This is a genomic window from Paenibacillus monticola (genome assembly GCF_009664975.1).
Taxonomy (GTDB): domain Bacteria; phylum Bacillota; class Bacilli; order Paenibacillales; family Paenibacillaceae; genus Paenibacillus_AQ; species Paenibacillus_AQ monticola.
Map to the genome: position 1 here is coordinate 79,552 of NZ_WJXB01000006.1, position 20,793 is coordinate 100,344.

A 20,793-nucleotide genomic window follows, 5' to 3' on the forward strand; every position below is an offset into this window, starting at 1 on the left:
GCAATTTCTCATGCATACTTCCTTTGAATTCTAAGCGCAATATATTGTTTGCCCGGAAGCTCCAAACGGAATTTCCCATTATATGTCCCCTCAAGCGGAGTAATCGTCATGTTCCAGCTATCAATCACTTCAATAGAGAACTCACGGTCCTCGGGCAGATCAAGAATTTTGAAGGCTGGACGCTGACTCCCATAATAATACAAATAATATTCACCCGGCTCGCCTGCTCGTCCATCCAACATTGACATCGGGACAGGATTCAGACCACCGACAGGACCTTCATTGACAATTCGCCGCAAAAATTCAATCCGTTCCGGGCTTGTTCCATGCAGCTTGCCGCCATGCGACCACCATAGAACTTCATCAAGGCCTTCGCTATCTCCTTTATGACCAACATAGGTTTCGCCATGGCCGACATAACCCCCTCGCACCATTCCGTCCCAGAAGCGTCGGACCATATCTTCAGCTGTGATGTTGCCCCAGTCATGATTGATATCCCCTTCATAACGGCATTCATCGACCACCACCGGCTTGTGGAATTGCTCTCTCCATTCTTTGGTAAGCAATAACTCTGTATGCTGAATGCTGCAGTGCGTCACCCAAGGTTTGTTATAATCGTAGAAGACAATCCAGTTATGAATCGAACGCAGATGCTGGTACGGATCATTTTCCTGCACAATTTTGAAGAAACGATCCCAATCCTCCATCTGCTTCTCCTTCAATAATTCATATTCATTGGCCATCGACCACCAGATATTGCGGAATGCAGCCAATCGCGCAACGATGTACCGCAAATAAAAGTCATCGGTTTCAGCGTCCATTGTGGAGAATCCCCATCGGTCATACGGGTGGAAGAGGATCAGATCGGCTTCGATTCCCAACTGCTGCAACTGAATAATCCGCTGCTCCAAGGCGGCAAAATATTCAGTGTCAAACCGGCTGAAATCCCATCCGTCTGCGATTGAACCGGGAAAGACAAAATGCTCAGGCTCGTTAGAGTTGTAATCATAATGCTTGGGGAACAGGCACATGCGAATCTTATTGAACGGCGCAGCTTTAAGGCTCTCCAGCGTTTGTTCCTGAAGCTCCTGGCTCTGATGGTTCCAGACATAACACGTTGTGCCAAAAGAAAAGTGTGGCGTCCCATCCTCGTAGGCAAAATGATAACGGTTCTTCACGCGAACCGGGCCATGATTGTCTTCAGTCGGCTCCACGCAGGAGAATTCTCCGCAGATTCCGTCCAGTTCCTGAACCGTGCTGTGCGTGATATACGTCCATTCGCCCACTGTATCAGGCATAAAGCGAACTTTATAAACGCCATTTCCATCATAAAAGCCCTCGGGGGTAAGCGTCCGGTTCATATATTTGAACGTTGCGGACAACTTAACGTCCATGAATGGATTGCCGCCCGACGGCCCCTGCAAAGTCAATTCAAAGATACCCCAACGTTCGGTTTGCGTTAACATTAGAAATCCCTCCACTTTGACTGTTATTACTGCAAGAGGGATGCCCTCTGACCAAAAATCTGGCTAACAGAGACATCCCATTTGGATTAAATGTATACTTACTTACCGTAGATATTAGCCTTTAGTCGCCCCGGAAGCAATCCCTTTGACAAAATACTTTTGCAGCGAAATAAACACAATAAGCACTGGCATTACGGACATTGCCGTTCCGGCAAAAATCATGTCCCAACGCGAGGAGAACTCACCGATATAACGGTAGATTTCTACGACCATCGTCTTCGCCTCACCGGAGGGTAGGACCAGCATTGGCATCAGGAAGTCATTCCAGATTCCCAGTCCGTTCAACACGACCATACTTGCCGTTACCGGCCCTAGCAGAGGAAATACAATTTTCCAAAAAATGCCGTAGCGGGAACAGCCGTCAATCTCAGCTGCTTCCTCAATCTCACGCGGGATGCCTTTTACAAAGCTCGTGTACAACAGACAGCCAAAGCCTACCGCACCAGCCACGTAAATGAAGATGGGCCCTGCAAGATTGCCATACAGCCCCAGCATTCTCAGCTCTTTGAACAAGGGAATCATATAAGCCTGAAAAGGAATCATCATCCCTGCCAGAAAGTAGACGAATATAAAACGGGTCCATCTTACATTTCTGCGCTCGATGGCATATCCAGCCATCGGAATAATCAATACTTGGGCAACAATAGATACTCCAGTCAGAATCAAACTGTTCAAGATCGCCCGTGGGAATTCTGTCTCCGTTAACAGGTATTTAAAGCTATCCAGATAAAGTGTCTTCGGAAAAGCAACCGCATCACGCATAATTTCCGCATTGCTCTTAAACGCTGACATCAGGTTATAGAAGATAGGAAAGAAAAATAAGATCGCAACTATAAGCGTAATGAGGAACAGTGAGATTTCGGCTATTCTTCGGCGAGTCTGCATGGTCATCTTAGAGCTGCACCTCCCTCTTCTGGAGAAATTTCACTTGAATAACAGTAATGATCAGAATAATTAAGAACAGGACCATCGCCAGTGCAGTACCAAATCCCTGCCTTAATTCACCAAAGCCTACCTTGTAAATAATATAAGTTAACGTCTCAGTCTCAAAGCCTGGACCTCCATCGGTCATTACAGCAATCTGATCAAAAATTTTCAATGCGCTGATCATGGAGAGCACCAAGCACACCGTCATTGATCCCGCGAGCAGCGGGAAGGTAATATGGCGGAATTGCTGTCTTCCGTTTGCGCCATCTATGCTGGCCGCTTCGTTAAGCTCCTGTGGTATTCCCTGCAATCCAGCAAGATAGATGATCATATAGTAGCCCGCGCCTTTCCAGGCCGTAGACAGAATAATCGAAATCATGGCATATTTGGGGTTACCCAACCAGTCAACGATATAGCTTCCCAATCCAATTCGATCCAAAATCTGATTAAACACACCGAAGTTATAGTTCAGAATCATCGACCAGACAAAACCCATGACAATCCCGCTTAGCAGTGTTGGGAAATAAAATACACTTCGGAATAAATTGCGGAACCAACGCACTTTATCAACCATCATCGCCAAGGCAATTGCCGCGATATTCTCTAGTAACACCAGGGAAATGGTCATGACCATTGTATTCTTAAGTGCATTATGAACCCGTGGACTATTCCAGATTTCCACGAAGTTGGCGAAGCCGATGTAACGAACGTCTGAGCTAATACCATCCCATGAGGTAAAGCTTAAATAGATACTCCCCACTGTAGGAACAATAACGAATAATGTGTACAGTATGAATGATGGCAAGATGAACAGCAGTGCGTAAGACTGCCACTTTTTCTTTTTCTTTTTATGAGTGGCAATTACTGACTTGTCCGCATTTATTATGGATGTTGCCATGGTTGTGCTCTCCCTCCTAAGGACACGCTTGGTAGAAAGAGAACCTCCGCTTGGTAGCAGAGGATTCTCTTCTTAAGCGTAACTATTACATCTGATTAGCTTTCACTTGGGTGTCATACTCTGTATCTGCTTTTTTCATATAATCGGTGACGTCACCATTCTCTAGGACAAGCTCCTGCAACAGCTTATAGTACCAATTGCGGAACTGTGGAGGAATCAGGTTGTCACCCCACCAGTTGTTAATGGCCAAGGATTTGACTACATTCGGATCAGCAACAAGATCAAGGGCCACTTGCATTTGCTCGCTTGTTTCATAAGTTACGTTCTCTTTAGTAGCTGGGATGGCGTTGATTGTAGCCAAATATACGGAATATTGTTCAGGTGCGAAGAAGAAACGGATAAACTCTTTAATCGCTTCGGTTTTGTCTGCATCCTTAACTGCGTCGGTCGATAAAGACCAACCGGCCGGAGAGGGTAGACCAATTACATTCACTTTTCCTTCACGGTCAGGGATTGCATAGAAACCGAACTCAAAGCTTGGATCGGCTTCGGCAATCTGTGTGAACATCCAAGTACCGGAATACAATTGTGCCGCTTTGCCCGAGACTAGAATCGAAGCCGTTTGGTTGTCACCGGTGCTCAACCAGCCTTTATCGACATACTTACTGAAAAGATCTTTATAATCAGTCATGGCCTGCACTACGTTGGCATCTGTGAAACTTACGGTTTTGGCTGTGCGTTTGGAGTTCCAATCCGGATCTTTGGAATATACATCGTCAATCAGGAATTTGTTGACCCAGAAGCCCATATGGAAGATATCCTTGCCGCCTACAACTAGCGGAGTAATACCTGATGTTTTCAATTTTTCTTGAATGGCTATGAATTCGTCATAGGTTTTGGGAAGCACAGTGATACCAGCATCGGTGTACGCCTTTTTACTGTAAATAATGCCCTGAGGTGCATTCACCTGCATGGGTGCATTCCACACCTTGCCCTCTACTTGCGGTGGAGCTTCGAATAAATCAAGCAGATCCGCTGGGAGTTCCACGATTTTACCGGCATCGGCAAACACTTGAGTGTCCCGCATTTCAACCAGATCCGGGAATTCGCCAACCGCATCTTTTGTCTTCAGCCAGTCTAGATAAGCTGCGGATGAAGTTTCACTTAAATCCTTGATGGTCACGTTTGGATTCGCTTCCGTGAATTTTTTAACCGTATCCGCGATGGCTTTTTTCGTGGCCGGATCACCGGATGCATAGCCGATAGTGAAGCTGACATCTTTTTTGGCAACCTCTGTAGCAGGTGTATCTGAGTCTGGTGCATTTGTCGCATTGCCGGTCGTATTGTTATTGTTTCCACCGCAGGCAGTCAGTACTGTTGTTGTGGCAAGCAGCAATACGGACAATTTCGTCATTGTTTGTTTTAACATTTTATAGTTGCCTCCCCTTTTAGTAAACCGCGGAAACATAAAGACCGATGTGCGCATCATCGCTTAGAAAGCGTTTCCTTCTGTAAATAGAATAGCATTCATCATTCGTTGTTAGAATGAACTTTTTTAAGCCGGATATGCGGTGAATTTAAGAAGTATTTACGAAATAACCCCACAACATAAAAGAACGAAGGACCTCAATCAGTCCTCCATTCGCGTAGTGGTACTTATAAAGTTTGGGTTGTCCACGATTGGAAAGGATAGCAGGATCGAAGTCCCGATATGCTCGCGGCTGCTGATGGATAAACCGTATTCTTCCCCATAGAGTGAACGCATTCGTTCATGCACATTTTTGAGCCCGACATTTTTCCCTGGTGTAGTATGATCCTCCAAGGCTTCAGTTAGCTGCTGGACCTTCTCCTTGCTCATCCCAATTCCATCATCATAGATAGTAACCAGCAGCTTGTTGTCTTGTTTCTCAAGGGTCAGGCCCACCGTGCCTTTACCCTGCTGGCGAAGTCCATGTTGGATAGCATTCTCCACAATCGGCTGCAAGGACAGCTTCAGAATATACCACTCCACATCCACTTCCGGCGAGATATCGCAGCGGAGCTCATATTTGTTCTCGAACCGAACAGAAATGATATAGAAATAATCGCGTAGATGTTCAAGTTCACCCCGTATACTTACCCGGTCCTCCCCGTAGTCGATCACATATTTCAGTTGGTTGGAGAGCGCTAGAATCATATCCGCCACTTCATCCATATCCTTATCAACCGCATTCATGCGGATGACTTCCAGCGTGTTATATAAATAATGTGGGCGAATCTGACTTTTCAAGGCATTCAGTTCTGTTTGCTTCTGCTTGATCTGGGCAACATACGCTTCATCTATATATACCTGCAAGCGCTCCACCATTCGATTGAAGCCATGGCTGAGTCTGCCCATCTCATCGTTGCTCTCTACAACCATCTGAGTATCGAGATTGCCGGATTCGACAACGGCCATTTGCTTGATTAAATTTCTGATTGGTGCGGCCAGCCGCCGCGAGAACCACGTCCCCATCACGATCAAGACAATCGAACACAGGATGATCGCAATGAATACGGTCAAACGGGCGGATAACAGCTGCTCGAACAGATTATCCCGGTGAATGCGGGCAATCACGTTCCCTTTTAAGAATGGAATAGCTTCCTTCAGGACGATCATTTCCTTATCCTCTTTGGTTCGATATCCTTCAGTGCTCTTTACGGAATCCTCATTGGTGAAATAGATATTCCCCTCACCATCCAATAGGAACAGCTCATCTTTAACTCCCAGATTAAGCTCTCTGAAAAATTGGTTGAACATGGCGGTATCCACATCCAGAAATAAGGTTCCGACAATCTTTGGCTCCTTGGTGACCCGGCCAGAAATATCGATCAGACTTCGCCCAACTGTAAAGACACTTCGTTTCGAACCAGCGTAATAATTCTCGGGATGGGTCGGAAATATGCCTACTTGGGAAGGATTTGGAGCCATTACCGTCAGCCAATCTTTATAGGGTAGAGCATCATATGTAATTCCCCGGTTCTCCTTATCCTGATAATAAATCTTATCATCCAAGGCTCTTTGAAAATAAACACTCGTGATATAAGGGTCACTGTAGAGCACAGTCTTCAGAAAGGATTCGATCGGAATGGAATTAATCTGCTCCAGTTCATTCACATTATAGGTTTGATTCTGCGTGTAGCTCTCAATAAACCCCTCATAACGGCCCGTATACATCAGCTTGGAGACCTCGTTGTATTGATTGAAGGCAGAGTTCAGATTATAGCCCATATACAGCACCATTTGCTGCAGATTGCTGGTGGTATAACGTTCAACATAGCCGGAAAAGGTCTGAACTGAAAAAAAACTGAGCGCAAATAGCGGAATCAGACCCACCAGTATAAAGGAGGCGGAGAATTTAACAAATATACTTTTGGATCTGCGGCCCCAGATGAACATGTAATAAGGCATCCCCTTTCCTTCTTACGGCTGCTGTTGGTTTTTGAAGGATTGTTTGTATTCCTGCGGCAGTTTGCCGTATTTCTTCTTGAACATGTCACTGAAATGCCGGGCATTGTTATACCCTACACTTTCGGCAATTTCGTAGACCATCATATCGCTCTGCAGCAGCAGTTGGAGCGCACGGTTCATACGAACCTCAGTCACATAATTCTTAAAGTTCTGTCCGGTGTGTTTCTTAAAAAAACTGCTGAAATAGTAGGGATTCATGAACATCATGCCTGCTATGGATTCCAGTGTGATGTTCTCCGCGTAATGCTCCTCAATAAATATTTTGACTTGGGACAGCTGCACCATTTCCTTATTAACCATGCGGCGGCCAATTTGCTCGGACATCTTATCCAGGATTACAGTAAATGCTTGCTCGACCTCTGTATACGTTGCATAATTAGTTAATTTCTCCAGCATCGGACTGCTATCCTGACCCGCAAGATTAGCCTCGACGCCAAAATCAGCCAATTCTTGCTCCAGCTGCACAATCGTATTATACACACTGGATACGGCTTGATTCTTACTGTCGACGGCTAACCATCGGATCGTCTGCAGCAACTGGTTCGTGCATTCAACAATCTGCTCTTTATCCTGACACTTCAATGCCGTTCTCAGCGCGGACTGAAGCTCATTTAGAGAGGTTAATGTCTGTGCTTCGCCTTCGAACTGTTCCACCAGACTTGAGATTACATGATTCAAGCCTACAAAATACTTGCGATTTAGCGCTTTCAATGCACTGCGATAAGACTCATCGGCATTATCCATTCCCTCTACATTATTGCCGACTCCAATCGAAACCGGCAATTTCAGAAAGTTGTTTATTTTGCCGTGCAGGTCTTCAGCCAATCTCTCCGGCTCTCCCGAATGCTCATGCTGAAGCAAAATACAAAAGCGCTCACCTTTGCGGAACATATAGCTGTTGTCGATCTGATCTACGGTTTCTTTAATAATGTTGGACAGCGCGAATTCAACCAGCTTGCGTTCCCGCTCTTCCCAGCGCGAGGGCTGTCCCGTATATTCATCCGTCTCCAATACACAGATGCTCACATAACGACTTATAGCGGTGATCCCCAATTCCAGCAGCGTTTCTGCTGTCCCCTTGTTCCCATCGGTCAGCCGGTCTAACAACTCTTCAATGGTTAATCTGAGATTTTTTTGTTCATAAGATTTAAGCATTTTTTTATTGCGTTCGCCTTCGGTTTCCTGCCGAATGAGAGAAACGGCACGGCTTACGACCTGCTCCAGCTGGTTTTTATTAACCGGTTTGACCAGATAATCCATTGCACCGTACTGAATGGCCTGCCGTGCGTAGGCGAATTCCTGATAAGCACTGATGAAAATTACTTTTATCGGCTTACCAGAATCATGAATTTCCCGAATAATATCAATTCCTGTGAATCCGGGCATGCTTATATCACTGATGATCAGATCAGGATTGCATAATTCGATCTGCTGCTTCAATTCATAACCATCACTGGCTTCGCCTACAATGGTCAACCCTAGTTGCTCCCAAGCAAGCAGCTTTTTTAAGCCCCGTATAATAACCGGTTCATCATCGGCCAAGATTACCCGAATCGTGTGCATACTGCAGTCCTCCTACTTAGCTCTATTCTTATGATACCAGACAAGATAGACCTCATGCATCGAGTCGGAATGAAGTTTCTTAAGAGCGAACCGCAGTTTCTATAGAAGTTGGACTCAATCGCTTAGCACTCACCGGAAAATACACCGTGTAGGCTTCATCCTTCACCTCAAACAGCGGAATAAAGCGGATTCCTCGTTCCTGGCCGATCGTCCGGTAATAGCCCTGATTCCACCAGCTATGGTTTCGTTCTCGATCTACTGTAAGCATACTGCCCGGCTCCTCTTGAATGCCAAACAATGTTCTTTCCTCATCGACGAGACCAGCCAGCACGATGGGCCCGTCCATAAAAGCTACTACATCCGGACGATCTGGTAGTGATTCGGTAACCAGCGTTTTGGGCAACTCCACACAAACAATATCCCCACTGCTCCACACCCGATGGATCTCATAAAAGAAGGACGGTGCAAATAGCCCAGTCTCTTGCACACCATTTACGGTAATGCTCGCTCCTTCTCGGACCCACCAGGGGAGTCTGAGCTTCAGTGTGAATTCTGTCTCTTGATTGGTGGTAAGGGTCAACTTATATATGAAAGCATCTGGACGATGCCGCGGAATTGGCGGTATATTCACCTTCGTGATCGCCGTCATGCCTGTCACAGACCAACCGCTAAGTGGATGCAGCCCATACTGGCCATCCTGCTCCAGCTGCAGACTCAATTTGGCCTCTCCCCGTTTGAAGTGAACCGTTGCCGGAATCCACTGGCAAACCGCCAGCCCCGCTTGCTCTTCCATAACAATCATCGGTTCGTAAGCCGCATTCGCTTGCATCAGCGTCCCATGGCAGCACCAGAAGTGTCCGGTCTCCGAGCCCCAATTCTTCCGGCTGCCCGCACCCATCCCCAGAAAATAAGAGATTCTACCATTCTCCCCATGTTGGTGTGCCAGCACACCATTATAGAAGCGCCGCTCCCAGTAATCCCCGTAGGCTGCATCGCCACTCCAGCGCAGTAGGGTATGTGCCAGCCTCATCATATTGTAATTCACACAATGCTCTTGCCCCACGCCCATGCGTGACGACATCTCTCCCGCGGGCATCCACAGCTCCGCATCATCCCCCGCACCTGTGCAGACATAACTACGATCAGTGACGGCACACTTCCAGAATGCCTCGACAATTTCTCGGTAGCGCACCTCCCCCGTCACTTCAAAGGCCTTCGCAGCGCCCAAAATCTCCGGAATTTGCGTATTGGCATGCTTATTCGTTAGCACATCCTCCCCCGCCAACAGCGCGTCGAAGAAGCGACGGCGGTCATATCGGCGGATCAGCTCCAAATGCTGTTCGTTTCCGGTAATTCCATATAGATCGGCCCAAGTTTCCAGCATGCCACCCGTTTCCAGATCCAGTAGATCAGCCATTTGCTCACCGCTAAATTTAGTCGTCCAGCGATAAAACCAGGCGGCGATTCCCTTCATGATTTCCAGCGCCTGCCCGTTACCAGCAATGGAATACATCTCATACAATCCCATCAGCAGCTTATGAATTGTGTAATGAGGTGCCCAGACATATTTGCCATTGGCAATCCGGTGCATATACGTCTCTGGAAAAGCAGCCAACCATTCTCCCCCATTAGCTTCTTGGCACTTGGCTAGTTCATTGACGATATGATCGGCTTTGGCCTTTACCAGCATATCTTCAGTCTGGGCGTAAATACGTGCGGCAGCAGATAACCAATGCCCCATGATATGACCTCTTAATTCACAGGTCGGCGATTCCCAACCCCAATGCCACTGGTCAGGGCTATCCATACTTGTGGTCGAAGCTGCTGTCGTCCCGCCATTCCCGCTATAGCTCCATAATCCCGCCTCCAGATAAAAATTCCGCAACAGATTGGCATTGCTCAGACTCATTACATAGTGTTTATTCAGTTCGAATCGCGCTTGGATGGGGCCAGGCGACAGCCGGACTTGTCCGGCAGGAAAAGTTGACATAACTTTACTCATTTATTGCACCCTCTCTTTATTTTGGATATACAACTAATTATATCTCCTTGATTTAGAGGGTGAATGGACGTAATATCAGATTACATATCCTTTTTTGTGGTTATTTAATTCATCGTGACGATAGATCGAAGGGGCGTGTTAATGTGGATGAGTCTACTTATTTGGGTGCGGACCGTTTTCCGCTCGTGCGCGATATGGGCTGGAATCAGACTACTAGCCTCTACACCCATCCTGACCGGACGCTTGATTATGACGTATTTATTTACGTTACCGCAGGCACAATGCAGGTGATTGAAGAGGGACAGGAGTATGTTGTTCAGCAGGGGCAATTTCTTTTTTTGCGACAAGGACGGCATCATTGGGGGCTGCCCCAAACTCCGGCTGGTACGGCCTGGTACTGGATTCATTTCCATACTGTATTTGAGGAATCCATAGCTTACAAGGACTATCCTCCCCTGCCTGAATTAGGGTTCTATTATCCTAATTATTACGAGTATCGGTTTCCGTTGCCCAAGTACGGTTATTCGCCTGTTCAGCTGGCACTGGAGAACCGTTTGCAGCTACTGTTAGAGCATTATGATTACTTGAAAGAGCATTGGATGACACAGAGTAGTCTCCGGGTGTATCAGCTATTGATGGACCTGCAAGAAGCATGGAACTTAGGCGAGCAAGAGAGTGTTCGCGGAAAAAGTGAACATACGGCCCGGAAAGTCATGGCCTATCTGACGGAGCATTGCGGGGAAGAATTCGCAGGAGACAAGCTCAGCTTATATATGAAGATGAACTATAGCTACCTGTCCGCAATGTTTAAGCAAAGAACGGGCCAGACCATTATTGAGACCCACACCAAGCTTAGAATGAACAAAGCCATCGGACTGATGCGCAGCACTTCATTGAATATATCCGAAATCAGCGAGTCTTTAGGCTATCCGAATCCTTATTATTTCAGCCGTGTATTCAAAAAGGTGTTAGGTGAAGCACCCTCCGCTTACTTGAAGCATCTATATAGATGAAGCATGGTACAATACTATCCATAATCATTCTTAAAAAGGCGGTTGATCCCTTTGATCTACTTTATCAAAATTGCCTATAGCTTCGTGCTTCCTCCCGGAATCTTCCTCGTCCTGCTGTTAGGACTCGTGCTGTGGATTTGGAAAAAGAACCGTCGTCCAGCACTCGTACTGCTCGGTGTGACACTGCTGCTGTATCTGTCGATGACTAATCTGGTAAGCGATACGCTGATTGGCAGCCTCGAACAAAAATATGCACAGCCAGATATTACGGCCGTGCAGGGCGATGTTATTCTCGTGCTCGGTGGAGGTGCCACCGCTGGCACACCGGATCTTGATGGGGAAGGCAACCTGCTAGGCTCGGCAGCCAATCGGCTGTTAACCGCTGTGCGTCTTTATCGGCAGACCGGGCTGCCGATCCTCTTCTCCGGTGGTCAGGTATTTGCGGACAGCGGCAATGAAGCTGACATTGCCAAACGGCAACTGCTGGAGCTCGGCATCCCTGCGCAAGATATTTTGACCGATAATCAGTCCTTGAACACGGAGCAAAATGCCGTCAACACGGCCGCAATCATGCAAGCGAACAAGCTCAACCGACCGGTGTTGGTAACCTCCGGCTTTCATATGTGGCGGGCGATGCTGCAATTTAAGCATGTCGGACTAGAGCCTCTAGCGTATCCCACCGATTACATAGCCAGCAGACCCATGGCACTGTATCTCAGCAAGTTTGTCCCCTCACCGGGCGCGGTCTCCACAACTGGGTTGGCACTGAAGGAATATTTGGGCATACTTGCCGCACAGTTCTAAGATTGCAGCAATAATCATGAATTCGCACTTAAAGGACTTTAGGGATACTCAACATCACATGAAATAACTCATCTTTTATTTCAGCAGATAGAGCGGATCTCATTGATTTAGCAATATTATCAGCAATATGCAAGCCGATCCCTAAATGTCCTTTGGGATTCCCGATCTCATTTTCCTTGGTATAGAAACGTTCAAACACCTGTTTAACCTCACTATTTGAGAGGGTGTAACCATCGTTAGCTATGTCTAAACAAATTTTGTCAGGTGTTTCAAATACCTTTAATACTAATACGTCCTTCTGATATCTGAGAGCGTTATCCAGCAGATTATTCAAAAGCCGTTTTAAGTCTTGTGAATTAGCTGAAATTAAAGAGTGTGGATCAACTTCGATAGACGTGTGGAAATTGGAATGCTGGTACAATGGTTTCTCCAGTTCTGACACGAGGTTATCCTCTAGCCATGTTCGAAAAGCAATTTTTTCTGGTTTTCCTGCCCAATGTATCGGTTCACCAACATCAATGAGCTTTAGTTGATCTATTAAAGATTCGATTTCGATGGCCTTTCGGTCAATAATCTCCAGATACTTGGTCTGTTCCTGTTCCGTTTTTGCTATGCCCTCTTGAAGTCCTTCTACATAAGCGCGTATGGAGGATAAGGGTGTTTTTAGATCATGGGTTATATTGGTGATAAACTGCATGCGTTCCTCCTCGAACCTTAGCTTTGATTGCTCATTTTCCAGGAGTTGGTCTTTCATTTGTTTGAAAATTAGCGCAAACTGCCCGATTTCATCATCACTATGATAATCTATTTCCTCCGACATATTGCCTTTCATGATATTTTTGGCATTTTCACCTAAAACGGAGATTGGATCAATGATCTTGTGCTTAATATAGAAGCTAGTTATCAAGACTAACATCACATATAAAAACCCTATAAAAAAAATAGGGAACAAGTTTGTTGGATATTCACTGATAAGAAACATTAAAGAGAATGTCGGTATAACCATCGTGACAATAATTAAACCGCGTAGATGACTGACGATACTTTTCTTCATAACATTGCACCATTAAACCGATAGCCTACACCTCTTACAGTCACAATACTTTCTGCATCATTAAGCTTTTCACGAATTTTCTGAATATGTACTGTAATCGTATTTAGATCCCCTACCTCCCAGGTTCCCCAGATATGCTCGAACATTTGCTCTCGTGTAAACACTTGGTTGGGATGCTGTAGTAAAAAAACGAGAATATCATATTCCTTAACCGTTAAAAAGATTTCCGCTTCACCATTCATAATCTGCCTGGATTTCAAATCGATTTTAATATTTTGAAAGCCAATAACATGCTCTGTATTTGATAATTTCTCATTAAAATAAAACGATCGACGTAGCTGTGCTTTAACACGAGCTACCATTTCTTTGATCGAAAAGGGTTTGGTCATATAGTCATCCGCACCCAATCCCAGACCTAAGATCCGATCGAATTCAGACTCCTTCGCACTGGTAATGATCACAATCGCTGTCGATTCGGTTCTGACTCTCCGTAAGATCTCGATTCCATCGGTTCCGGGGAGCATAATGTCTAGAAGCAGAATATCCGGTTGGTATTGTTGAAAGAGCCCAAAGGCCGTGTTCCCGTCATGACATAACAACACATCATATTGTTCAGCCAACAGAAAATCTCGTTCAATCTCTGCCAACTCCACTTCATCCTCGACGATCATAATTTTATATTTCACTGGACTGACTATACCTCCTGATCAGATATACATGTCTTGTTTATTGAACATGCTCACACTACATGATACACCAACAATAATCAGTATAAGAAACAGAGTGATACCGGGCAAATGGTAAAGAGTTGAACCCTTCATCATATGCAGGGGTAACTCTATAATCTGTTTTGAAATTAGAAAGGGTGACAGCTTGGCATCTGTTTCCAATAGCAACATGAGAAAAATAAGCGACATCCCTAACCCTAACGATATGGATGCTTTTTGTGAAGCCACAATTATGCATAAGCAAATGGCCGTAAATGCGCCGATCGTTAATAACGATGAACCAATGAGACCCACTAAAAATAACAGGACTACATTTCCAGAAAATAGAGTGGATCCATCATTAATCAATAGCTTCCATCCATGGAATAACCCTCCTATTCCTCCGGCTGACAACATTATAAATAAAAATAAAGCTTCCACAGTAGCTACAGACACAAGAAATTTTGAAAAAAGATATTCAGTTCGAGTGATTTTTCTTGTTAGGGCTGTTTTCATCATTTCGTAGTGGTAATCTTCATTGATGATATCGCAGATAAAATAGACTGCCAGAATCCAAAAGAATGGACGAATGCTTTGGAAAAACTCATATGATATTTGTATTCCAGAAATATACTGCTCTGGATTGCCCCCCTTACTTATGCGGTAATAGTAAAGCAGCTCGGCCACAAATAGGATGAATAGAACCCCAAGAAACTTTTTTCTCCAGATGATTTTTTTGATTTCATTTATTAATGCTATTTTCACTTGAGATCACCTATACTTTCAAATTCTGTTTGCGAAAAGTTACCAACCCCAGGATGAAGAAAACAAGAATGTATAATCCTATAACAAATCCATTCAATATCACAACTGCCTGTGATTCTTGGAATAAGTCTATATGGTAAAACAGCATTTGATGCATAATGACTCCAGCCTTCATATTAGGTAAAACCTCAGCGTATTGTCCCACCATAATCAGCAGAGTCATCACTGTTACACTAGTGATCATTTGATCCATAAACATGGACACCACTAAAGCCATCATTCCATAACCTATATACGCGTAGCTAAAGGCAAGAGCAGCTTTTAGAGTTTGAAATAGTCCTTCGATGGGCGTATAACGCACCTCAGCAAATTCCATATAATCTCCCCAGCCAAAACAAGCAGTCCCAACAATGTAGCCTATAACGATCATCATAAAGCTAATGAAGATGACAAATACGGTCAGGGATAACGCGCGAGATACAAAAAATTCACCTCGTGTAACGGGTCTTGTCAGTATATTTTTAATCGTACCTTTAGTTCTCTCCTGCAGAATTAAACTAGAAGCATAAATGGCTACAAATACACCTGTAAACAAAAAGCTGGCTTGTAAATGTTGTATAGCAAAAGATTGACCATTGGACGTGACGAGAACAGATCCTTCAGAACCGTACATGGAATAAAAATAGGCAGAGATCAGAAAACATATTCCGTAGATCACGGCGTATAGCAAGGAAATCTTCGATCTCAGCAACCTCTTTGTTTCAAATCTCAAGAGTGTTACGATATTTGTCATTGTTGATGTCCCCCTGTATGATCTGTAAGAATAAATCTTCTAAATTTACAACAGAATAAGCAGCCAGCAAACTCGACACTTGCCCTTGTGCTAAGATTTCCCCCTTTTGAATGATCGCTACTTTGTTGCATAGATCCTCCATTTCTCTAAGCATATGGCTGGAGATGAAAAATGTAATTTTCTCTTTGTTTGCAAGTTCTTTGATTAATGCCTTCATTTCTCTCAACCCTATTGGATCAACTCCATTTGTTGGTTCATCTAGGATGACAAGCTTGGGGTACCCTAAAATAGCATTAGCAATACCTAGTCTTTGCTTCATTCCCAGCGAAAAGGTTCCGACCTTTTGTTTCAACTGGCTGGCTAGTCCGACAATTGTAAGCACTTCTTCAATTCGCTCGTTTTGTATATTCCCTAAAAGAGCGGCGCTTAATTTCAAATTCTGATATGCAGATAGATTGGGATAAAATGTCGGATTTTCGACGATACACCCCACTTTTGAAATAGCTTCTTTAAAATGCTCTCTTAATGAAAGACCACTGATCCATATCTCCCCTGATGTTGGAAAAACCAGATGAGTAATCATGCGAATTGTCGTTGTTTTCCCAGCCCCGTTTGGTCCTAGAAAACCAAATATATCACCAGTACTCACTTGGATATTTACATTTGATACGATAGGTTTTCCATGTATAACCTTTGTTAAATCCTTTGTCTCAAGAACGATGTTTGTCATACTTCTTCCTCCTCTTTGAGTTGATTGTAGCAACTCAGAATAGAATCCTTATGCCAAAATGATAAAGAACCGCCTTGAGTTTCATAAAGTTTTGATAAAGTGCAAACGTCAAATAGCCCCCCTCTATTAAATAGAGGAGAACGATGACAAACTGGATTAAGGTCTAGCCACGAACCAACCCGCAGAATTCCGCAGCAACAATTCCGGCAAGCTGCGACGGTGCAAGTTCCATTTGCATACCGATCTTTCCGGCGCTAACTGCCATTTTGTCCAATGCCGCTGCGCTACTGTCTATGTAAGTGGGATACAGCTTTTTCATGCCAACTGGCGAGCAGCCGCCACGAATATAACCTGTCCATTTCTGCAATTCTTTTACCGGCAGCATCTCAATTTTCTTCTCCCCGGCTGCCTTGGCAGCCTTTTTGAGATCCAACTCCTCCGCAACTGGTATTACAAACACATAAAGATGGGGACCGCTATGGGAAACTAATGTCTTAAATACAACCTCCGGCGGTCGACCAACCTTCTCAGCTACAGCTGTTCCGTGAATATTTCCATCTTCATTGTCATAGATCAGGACTTCATACTCTATTTTCTTGGCATCCAGTATCCGCATGGCATTTGTTTTGGTAACTTGCACGATCTATCCACCTCTTTTGACTATTCATTTAATACAACTATAGCAAGAAAGTGGATTGCGCACTAGCCGACTAGTTGGTTCTTGGTACACCTCGCCAAATCAGCATTATATAGAGTGATTTGGGAGAATACTTTCGTGTATTTCCGGCATACTAAACTTGTTTGAAATTAAAGAACAAAGGAGCATGGTTATGACAGGTATTTTAGGCGGTAATTCCAAAGAAGAACCCATGCATTATGGAGAAATCTTTAGTGTCTGGCAAGCTTCTATGGTAGCAAAAGGCGCAATATCTTGTTACCGGGCTTATGGATATCACAGCGGTGACCACGATCTGAAGAAAGTACTAGGAGATCTTATTGACCAAGCGGAGCTTGAAAGTAGTGAATGTGATAAATTACTTGCGGATAACGGTATTGCATCCGCTCCAGTTATGCCTGAGCGGCCTCAAACCAAACTTGAAGATATTCCGGTAGGTGCAAGATTTACAGATCCTGAGATAGCTGCAAAAATCGCTGCTGACATTGCCGTAGGATTAGTCGCCTGCAGTCAGGTAATGGGGCAATCTATCCGTGAGGATATTGGGGCTTTATTTGCTAAGTATCACCTCACTAAAGCAGCACTAGGAGTTAAAATCCTGCATATGAACAAGGAAAAGGGTTGGCTTATCCCTCCTCCACTACAAGTAAAGAGACCAGAAACAGTTAAGGCGTAAACATTTAGCGGGTGTCCCGAAGCCATTTTGGCAGTAGGGACACCCGCTCTATTTATCAACCGTTATTATTCAAATTCCGCTCGAATAGGCAGCTGTTGTACATATTTATCTGACTTCTTCATCCATTGAATGATATGGTCATAATCAGTCTTATAGGGTGTAATGTCTTCTAAGAGCTGATGGGTTCTGAGCGATGTTGCCTTTCCATCCTCAAAACCTTTTTTTCCAGGAATAAAGAGAACCTCATTGTTAAAAAATGTTCCTGTTGGCATATAATATCGCATCCCAATAATATTGTGATCTATATTTATTAAGTCCTGCCCAAAAGTTATAAACCCTTCTTCCCTCAGGTCGATGCCCATGATATTGGCAAGGGTCGGCAGAATATCAATTTGACCTCCGGTCTGATCTATAATTTTTCCGTGGTGGTGTCCAGGAATATGAATCAAAAGCGGCACATTAAATGTACTTATTTGTTTATGATAATTAATCCCTAAGGCTGTACTAATCTCCTTTGGATTAAATTTCTTTTTATGAAGACCAAAATGATCCCCATATACGACTACTACACTCTTTTCCCACAATCCTGCTACTTTCAGTTGATCGATAAAGGTGCCAAGCGCATAGTCGGCATAGTTTATAGCAGTAAAGTAATCTCTTAACGGTTTCTTACATAATTCTGGGTTCAGCTTAAGTCGCTTGTTGTCATCTGGTATCGTAAAAGGAGCATGACTGGACACGGACACAAACTGAGCATAAAATTTTTGGTGACGCTGTTTTAAAGACTTCAGTTTATGGATGCCTACCCGATATAATTCCTCATCTGAGGCACCAAAACGATTAAATTTCGCTTGTTGATAATACGGTTTATCATAATACCTATCAAAACCCAGTGCTGGGTACATTAGATTTCTATTCCAAAAGCTCACATCATTTACATGAAACGTATTCGCAACATAATCCCGTTGATGCAGCAACCTCGCCATACTGGGAAGTAACCGATCTCCATATTTGGATGACATGGGAGTTGCCCCCACTGGATAAATTGAGGTATTGCTTATAAATTCCGCATCCGAGGTATTTCCAGAACCTATTTGTTGGAAGATATGAGGGAAATATAAACTTTCTGACGATAACTTATTCATAACAGGTGTTAATAGTTGACCTTGGATAGACGTATTCAGCACGAAATTTTGAAAAGATTCAAGCTGAACTACAATCAAATTGTATCCTTTTCCTGTTCCAAAGAATGTTTCGGGGTGAGCCCTCTCATATTTATACCAAATGAATACTCCTATAGTAATAAGGATTGCTGTTAATATCATACGGGCTTTCCGTACGCATAAATTTCCAAATCGATTCATGCTTTCAGAATCGCTCCTTTAAGGTAAACCACCTTTTTCATAGTCCTATCCTGTTTATTGTGGTTTCTCTAGGCGTATTTATACTTAGTTTTTTCACGATTTTCACATAACAAAGGGCCCTTTGCCATTTATGGCTTAAAGGACCCCTTTACCGTACCAACTAATCTCTGGGATAATTGACTTGCATAATATCCATAAAAGGAACTTTTGTGATCTCTTCGGATCGGCTGATGTGTACTTTGCCTGTGCGCGAATCCATTAACACAATGTGTCCGCGTACCAGTTCTTCTTTTCCCCATACAGTCAATACGATCTCAGAATCCTCTTGTTTTGCTTCGGTCAATTGATTGCCTATTTCCTCCAGCACAAATTCATCTCTGGTCGGACGCTTGGACACTTTTGGTTTTGCCACACGATTCCTCCAATAAGTCATTACAGGTTACGGTAGTACTGCGTATGAATGCTCCCAATGATTATAACATGCCTGCACCTTTTCTGGCATCCGTCAACTGCTCTGCTTACGTTCCAAAAGCAACAGTTGCTGCTTCATATCCCGGTATAGTAAGCGTTCCCATATCCCACAAACTCGATCGAGTTTTCTTTAAAAATAGATATTTAATACAACAAACTATATGATATTATAGGGATAATCAACTAGGTCATAATGACTATTTCCTGGAATCAACAATCTTTTTTGGGAGTGAAACTATGCGAATATCTGTGGCTGAACTTAAAATCGGAGATGTATTGGGTGGTGATGTATATAATTTATCTGGCTTGCATCTTTTACCTACCGATAAGGTTATTAGTGAAGAAGATAGAGGGAAATTGTTGAAGCACAATATTGACTATATCGAAATCAAAAAGGATAAAAATCCAAAATCCAAATACCGCATGCAAGCGTTATATCCCAAGCATTTGCAGATTTATAAAAATGCCATTCAGGGCATTAGGGATTTATTTCAGTCCGTCCGGACGGAGGGCATTATCTCTAAAGATTTTGTTAATGAAAGGTATTCGGAGTTGTTATTGCAATTTCAGGATGAACAGGATCTCCTCTCTTTCTTACTCCACTTGAATAAAAAAGATGAATATACTTATGAGCATTGTGTTCAGGTCGGTATATTCTCCTATTTCATTGCTACCTGGCTAGGATTGGATAATGAGGAAGCAACATTAATTGGTGAAACCGGGTATCTCCATGACATTGGAAAAAGTAAAGTCGATAATGCTATTCTCTTGAAACCGGATAGACTTACGAATGATGAATTCGCTGAAATGAAAAAACATACTACATACGGCTATGAGATCCTGCAAGAATCGCTTGGGGACAATAACATTTTCGCTATTGTTGCTCTAGAACATCACGAACGACTAAATGGTTCAGGCTATCCTTTGCAAAAAAAATACGATGATATCCACTTCTATTCTAAAATAGTGGCTGTAGCTGATATCTTTGATGCCATGACCTCAAACCGAGTGTATCAGGAGAGAAAGAATCTCCTCTATGTACTCAGAGAACTTCATCGGATGAGCTTTGGTGAATTAGACGCTGCCATCACACATACCTTTATCAAAAATCTGCTGCCTCACTTAATTGGGAAACAAGTGGTGCTAAATAACGGGCAGACAGGGACGATTGTCCTGACAAACCTCTTGGATTTCTTTAGACCCTTGATTCAATTGAATAATGAATTTCTTGACTTATCAGTTCATACCTATATTGATATTGTTTCAATAATTATGGATTAGAAAAAGGGACAGTACTGCAAGCCATAATCATGACTTACAGAAACTGTCCCTTA

General features: G+C 43.7%; 19 protein-coding genes. 4 read left to right on the forward strand and 15 right to left on the reverse strand.

Translation table 11 applies throughout. The features are described from left to right. Positions 1-8 precede the first annotated feature (8 nt). The 7 genes from GJB61_RS17240 to GJB61_RS17270 all read right to left on the reverse strand — a co-directional run bounded on the left by GJB61_RS17240 (position 9) and on the right by GJB61_RS17270 (position 10,406). Positions 9-1,466 carry a DUF5605 domain-containing protein gene (locus tag GJB61_RS17240; RefSeq protein ID WP_154120119.1) on the reverse strand — a complete coding sequence of 486 codons (1,458 nt, stop codon included), beginning with the start codon at positions 1,464-1,466 and terminating at the stop codon, positions 9-11. Between the two features lie 114 nt (positions 1,467-1,580). Continuing rightward, the gene (locus tag GJB61_RS17245; protein WP_195724372.1) at positions 1,581-2,417 is read right to left on the reverse strand and encodes a carbohydrate ABC transporter permease; all 837 of its coding nucleotides are present in this window, start codon (positions 2,415-2,417) and stop codon (positions 1,581-1,583) included. Between the two features lies 1 nt (position 2,418). Then, entirely contained in the window at positions 2,419-3,351 is a 933-nt protein-coding gene (locus GJB61_RS17250) for a carbohydrate ABC transporter permease (RefSeq protein WP_154120121.1), read from the reverse strand. Positions 3,352-3,436: 85 nt separating this feature from the next. Next, positions 3,437-4,780, reverse strand: coding sequence for an ABC transporter substrate-binding protein (locus GJB61_RS17255; protein ID WP_154120123.1), 1,344 nt, complete (start codon positions 4,778-4,780; stop codon positions 3,437-3,439). A gap of 201 nt (positions 4,781-4,981) precedes the next feature. Next, entirely contained in the window at positions 4,982-6,781 is a 1,800-nt protein-coding gene (locus GJB61_RS17260; RefSeq protein ID WP_229521932.1) for a cache domain-containing sensor histidine kinase, read from the reverse strand. A 12-nt stretch (positions 6,782-6,793) separates the two neighbouring features. Further along, positions 6,794-8,404: a response regulator transcription factor gene (locus GJB61_RS17265; RefSeq protein ID WP_154120125.1), complete on the reverse strand. Its 1,611-nt coding sequence runs from the start codon at positions 8,402-8,404 to the stop codon at positions 6,794-6,796. 79 nt (positions 8,405-8,483) lie between these two features. Then, positions 8,484-10,406: a beta-L-arabinofuranosidase domain-containing protein gene (locus tag GJB61_RS17270; protein WP_229521934.1), complete on the reverse strand. Its 1,923-nt coding sequence runs from the start codon at positions 10,404-10,406 to the stop codon at positions 8,484-8,486. 143 nt (positions 10,407-10,549) lie between these two features. Here GJB61_RS17270 and GJB61_RS17275 point away from each other — a divergent pair, with 143 nt between their 5' ends. Continuing rightward, complete coding sequence (locus tag GJB61_RS17275) at positions 10,550-11,419, forward strand: helix-turn-helix domain-containing protein (protein WP_338115904.1); 870 nt, start codon at positions 10,550-10,552, stop codon at positions 11,417-11,419. Between the two features lie 51 nt (positions 11,420-11,470). After that, positions 11,471-12,223, forward strand: a complete 753-nt coding sequence (locus GJB61_RS17280; RefSeq protein WP_154120129.1) for a YdcF family protein — start codon at positions 11,471-11,473, stop codon at positions 12,221-12,223. Between the two features lie 28 nt (positions 12,224-12,251). Here GJB61_RS17280 and GJB61_RS17285 read toward each other — a convergent pair whose 3' ends face one another. The 6 genes from GJB61_RS17285 to ybaK all read right to left on the reverse strand — a co-directional run bounded on the left by GJB61_RS17285 (position 12,252) and on the right by ybaK (position 16,912). Beyond that, positions 12,252-13,277 carry a HAMP domain-containing sensor histidine kinase gene (locus GJB61_RS17285; RefSeq protein ID WP_154120131.1) on the reverse strand — a complete coding sequence of 342 codons (1,026 nt, stop codon included), beginning with the start codon at positions 13,275-13,277 and terminating at the stop codon, positions 12,252-12,254. Then, positions 13,274-13,963: a response regulator transcription factor gene (locus GJB61_RS17290; RefSeq protein WP_338115905.1), complete on the reverse strand. Its 690-nt coding sequence runs from the start codon at positions 13,961-13,963 to the stop codon at positions 13,274-13,276. Before GJB61_RS17290 ends, GJB61_RS17285 begins: the two co-directional genes overlap by 4 nt. Before the next feature lie 21 nt (positions 13,964-13,984). Next, positions 13,985-14,749 (reverse strand): ABC transporter permease, encoded by a 765-nt coding sequence (locus GJB61_RS17295; protein WP_154120133.1) that lies wholly within the window; start codon positions 14,747-14,749, stop codon positions 13,985-13,987. 10 nt (positions 14,750-14,759) lie between these two features. Continuing rightward, entirely contained in the window at positions 14,760-15,542 is a 783-nt protein-coding gene (locus GJB61_RS17300) for an ABC transporter permease (protein ID WP_154120135.1), read from the reverse strand. Further along, positions 15,511-16,272, reverse strand: a complete 762-nt coding sequence (locus GJB61_RS17305) for an ABC transporter ATP-binding protein (protein ID WP_154120137.1) — start codon at positions 16,270-16,272, stop codon at positions 15,511-15,513. The genes GJB61_RS17300 and GJB61_RS17305 overlap by 32 nt, the downstream gene beginning before the upstream one ends. A 163-nt stretch (positions 16,273-16,435) precedes the next feature. Continuing rightward, positions 16,436-16,912: a Cys-tRNA(Pro) deacylase gene (gene ybaK / locus GJB61_RS17310; protein WP_338115906.1), complete on the reverse strand. Its 477-nt coding sequence runs from the start codon at positions 16,910-16,912 to the stop codon at positions 16,436-16,438. Between the two features lie 190 nt (positions 16,913-17,102). Here ybaK and GJB61_RS17315 point away from each other — a divergent pair, with 190 nt between their 5' ends. Beyond that, complete coding sequence (locus GJB61_RS17315) at positions 17,103-17,624, forward strand: DUF3231 family protein (protein ID WP_154120139.1); 522 nt, start codon at positions 17,103-17,105, stop codon at positions 17,622-17,624. Between the two features lie 65 nt (positions 17,625-17,689). Here GJB61_RS17315 and GJB61_RS17320 read toward each other — a convergent pair whose 3' ends face one another. Both GJB61_RS17320 and GJB61_RS17325 read right to left on the reverse strand, forming a co-directional pair. After that, the gene (locus GJB61_RS17320; RefSeq protein WP_154120141.1) at positions 17,690-18,988 is read right to left on the reverse strand and encodes an LTA synthase family protein; all 1,299 of its coding nucleotides are present in this window, start codon (positions 18,986-18,988) and stop codon (positions 17,690-17,692) included. A gap of 160 nt (positions 18,989-19,148) precedes the next feature. Further along, complete coding sequence (locus tag GJB61_RS17325) at positions 19,149-19,400, reverse strand: YolD-like family protein (protein WP_338115907.1); 252 nt, start codon at positions 19,398-19,400, stop codon at positions 19,149-19,151. Between the two features lie 296 nt (positions 19,401-19,696). On the opposite strand from GJB61_RS17325, the gene GJB61_RS17330 reads away from it, so the two are divergent. Beyond that, the gene (locus tag GJB61_RS17330) at positions 19,697-20,740 is read left to right on the forward strand and encodes an HD-GYP domain-containing protein (protein ID WP_154120145.1); all 1,044 of its coding nucleotides are present in this window, start codon (positions 19,697-19,699) and stop codon (positions 20,738-20,740) included. The last annotated feature ends 53 nt before the right edge of the window (positions 20,741-20,793 follow it).

What these genes read in the sequence shown, in the direction of transcription:
- GJB61_RS17315 (WP_154120139.1), top strand. Translation starts at nt 17,103, where the DNA reads ATGACAGGTATTTTAGGCGGTAATTCCAAAGAAGAACCCATGCATTAT.
- GJB61_RS17270 (WP_229521934.1), bottom strand. Translation starts at nt 10,406, where the DNA reads ATGAGTAAAGTTATGTCAACTTTTCCTGCCGGACAAGTCCGGCTGTCG.
- GJB61_RS17300 (WP_154120135.1), bottom strand. Translation starts at nt 15,542, where the DNA reads ATGACAAATATCGTAACACTCTTGAGATTTGAAACAAAGAGGTTGCTG.
- GJB61_RS17240 (WP_154120119.1), bottom strand. Translation starts at nt 1,466, where the DNA reads ATGTTAACGCAAACCGAACGTTGGGGTATCTTTGAATTGACTTTGCAG.
- GJB61_RS17265 (WP_154120125.1), bottom strand. Translation starts at nt 8,404, where the DNA reads ATGCACACGATTCGGGTAATCTTGGCCGATGATGAACCGGTTATTATA.
- GJB61_RS17285 (WP_154120131.1), bottom strand. Translation starts at nt 13,277, where the DNA reads ATGAAGAAAAGTATCGTCAGTCATCTACGCGGTTTAATTATTGTCACG.
- GJB61_RS17245 (WP_195724372.1), bottom strand. Translation starts at nt 2,417, where the DNA reads ATGACCATGCAGACTCGCCGAAGAATAGCCGAAATCTCACTGTTCCTC.
- GJB61_RS17260 (WP_229521932.1), bottom strand. Translation starts at nt 6,781, where the DNA reads ATGCCTTATTACATGTTCATCTGGGGCCGCAGATCCAAAAGTATATTT.
- GJB61_RS17250 (WP_154120121.1), bottom strand. Translation starts at nt 3,351, where the DNA reads ATGGCAACATCCATAATAAATGCGGACAAGTCAGTAATTGCCACTCAT.
- GJB61_RS17255 (WP_154120123.1), bottom strand. Translation starts at nt 4,780, where the DNA reads ATGTTAAAACAAACAATGACGAAATTGTCCGTATTGCTGCTTGCCACA.
- GJB61_RS17330 (WP_154120145.1), top strand. Translation starts at nt 19,697, where the DNA reads ATGCGAATATCTGTGGCTGAACTTAAAATCGGAGATGTATTGGGTGGT.
- GJB61_RS17305 (WP_154120137.1), bottom strand. Translation starts at nt 16,272, where the DNA reads ATGACAAACATCGTTCTTGAGACAAAGGATTTAACAAAGGTTATACAT.
- GJB61_RS17320 (WP_154120141.1), bottom strand. Translation starts at nt 18,988, where the DNA reads ATGAATCGATTTGGAAATTTATGCGTACGGAAAGCCCGTATGATATTA.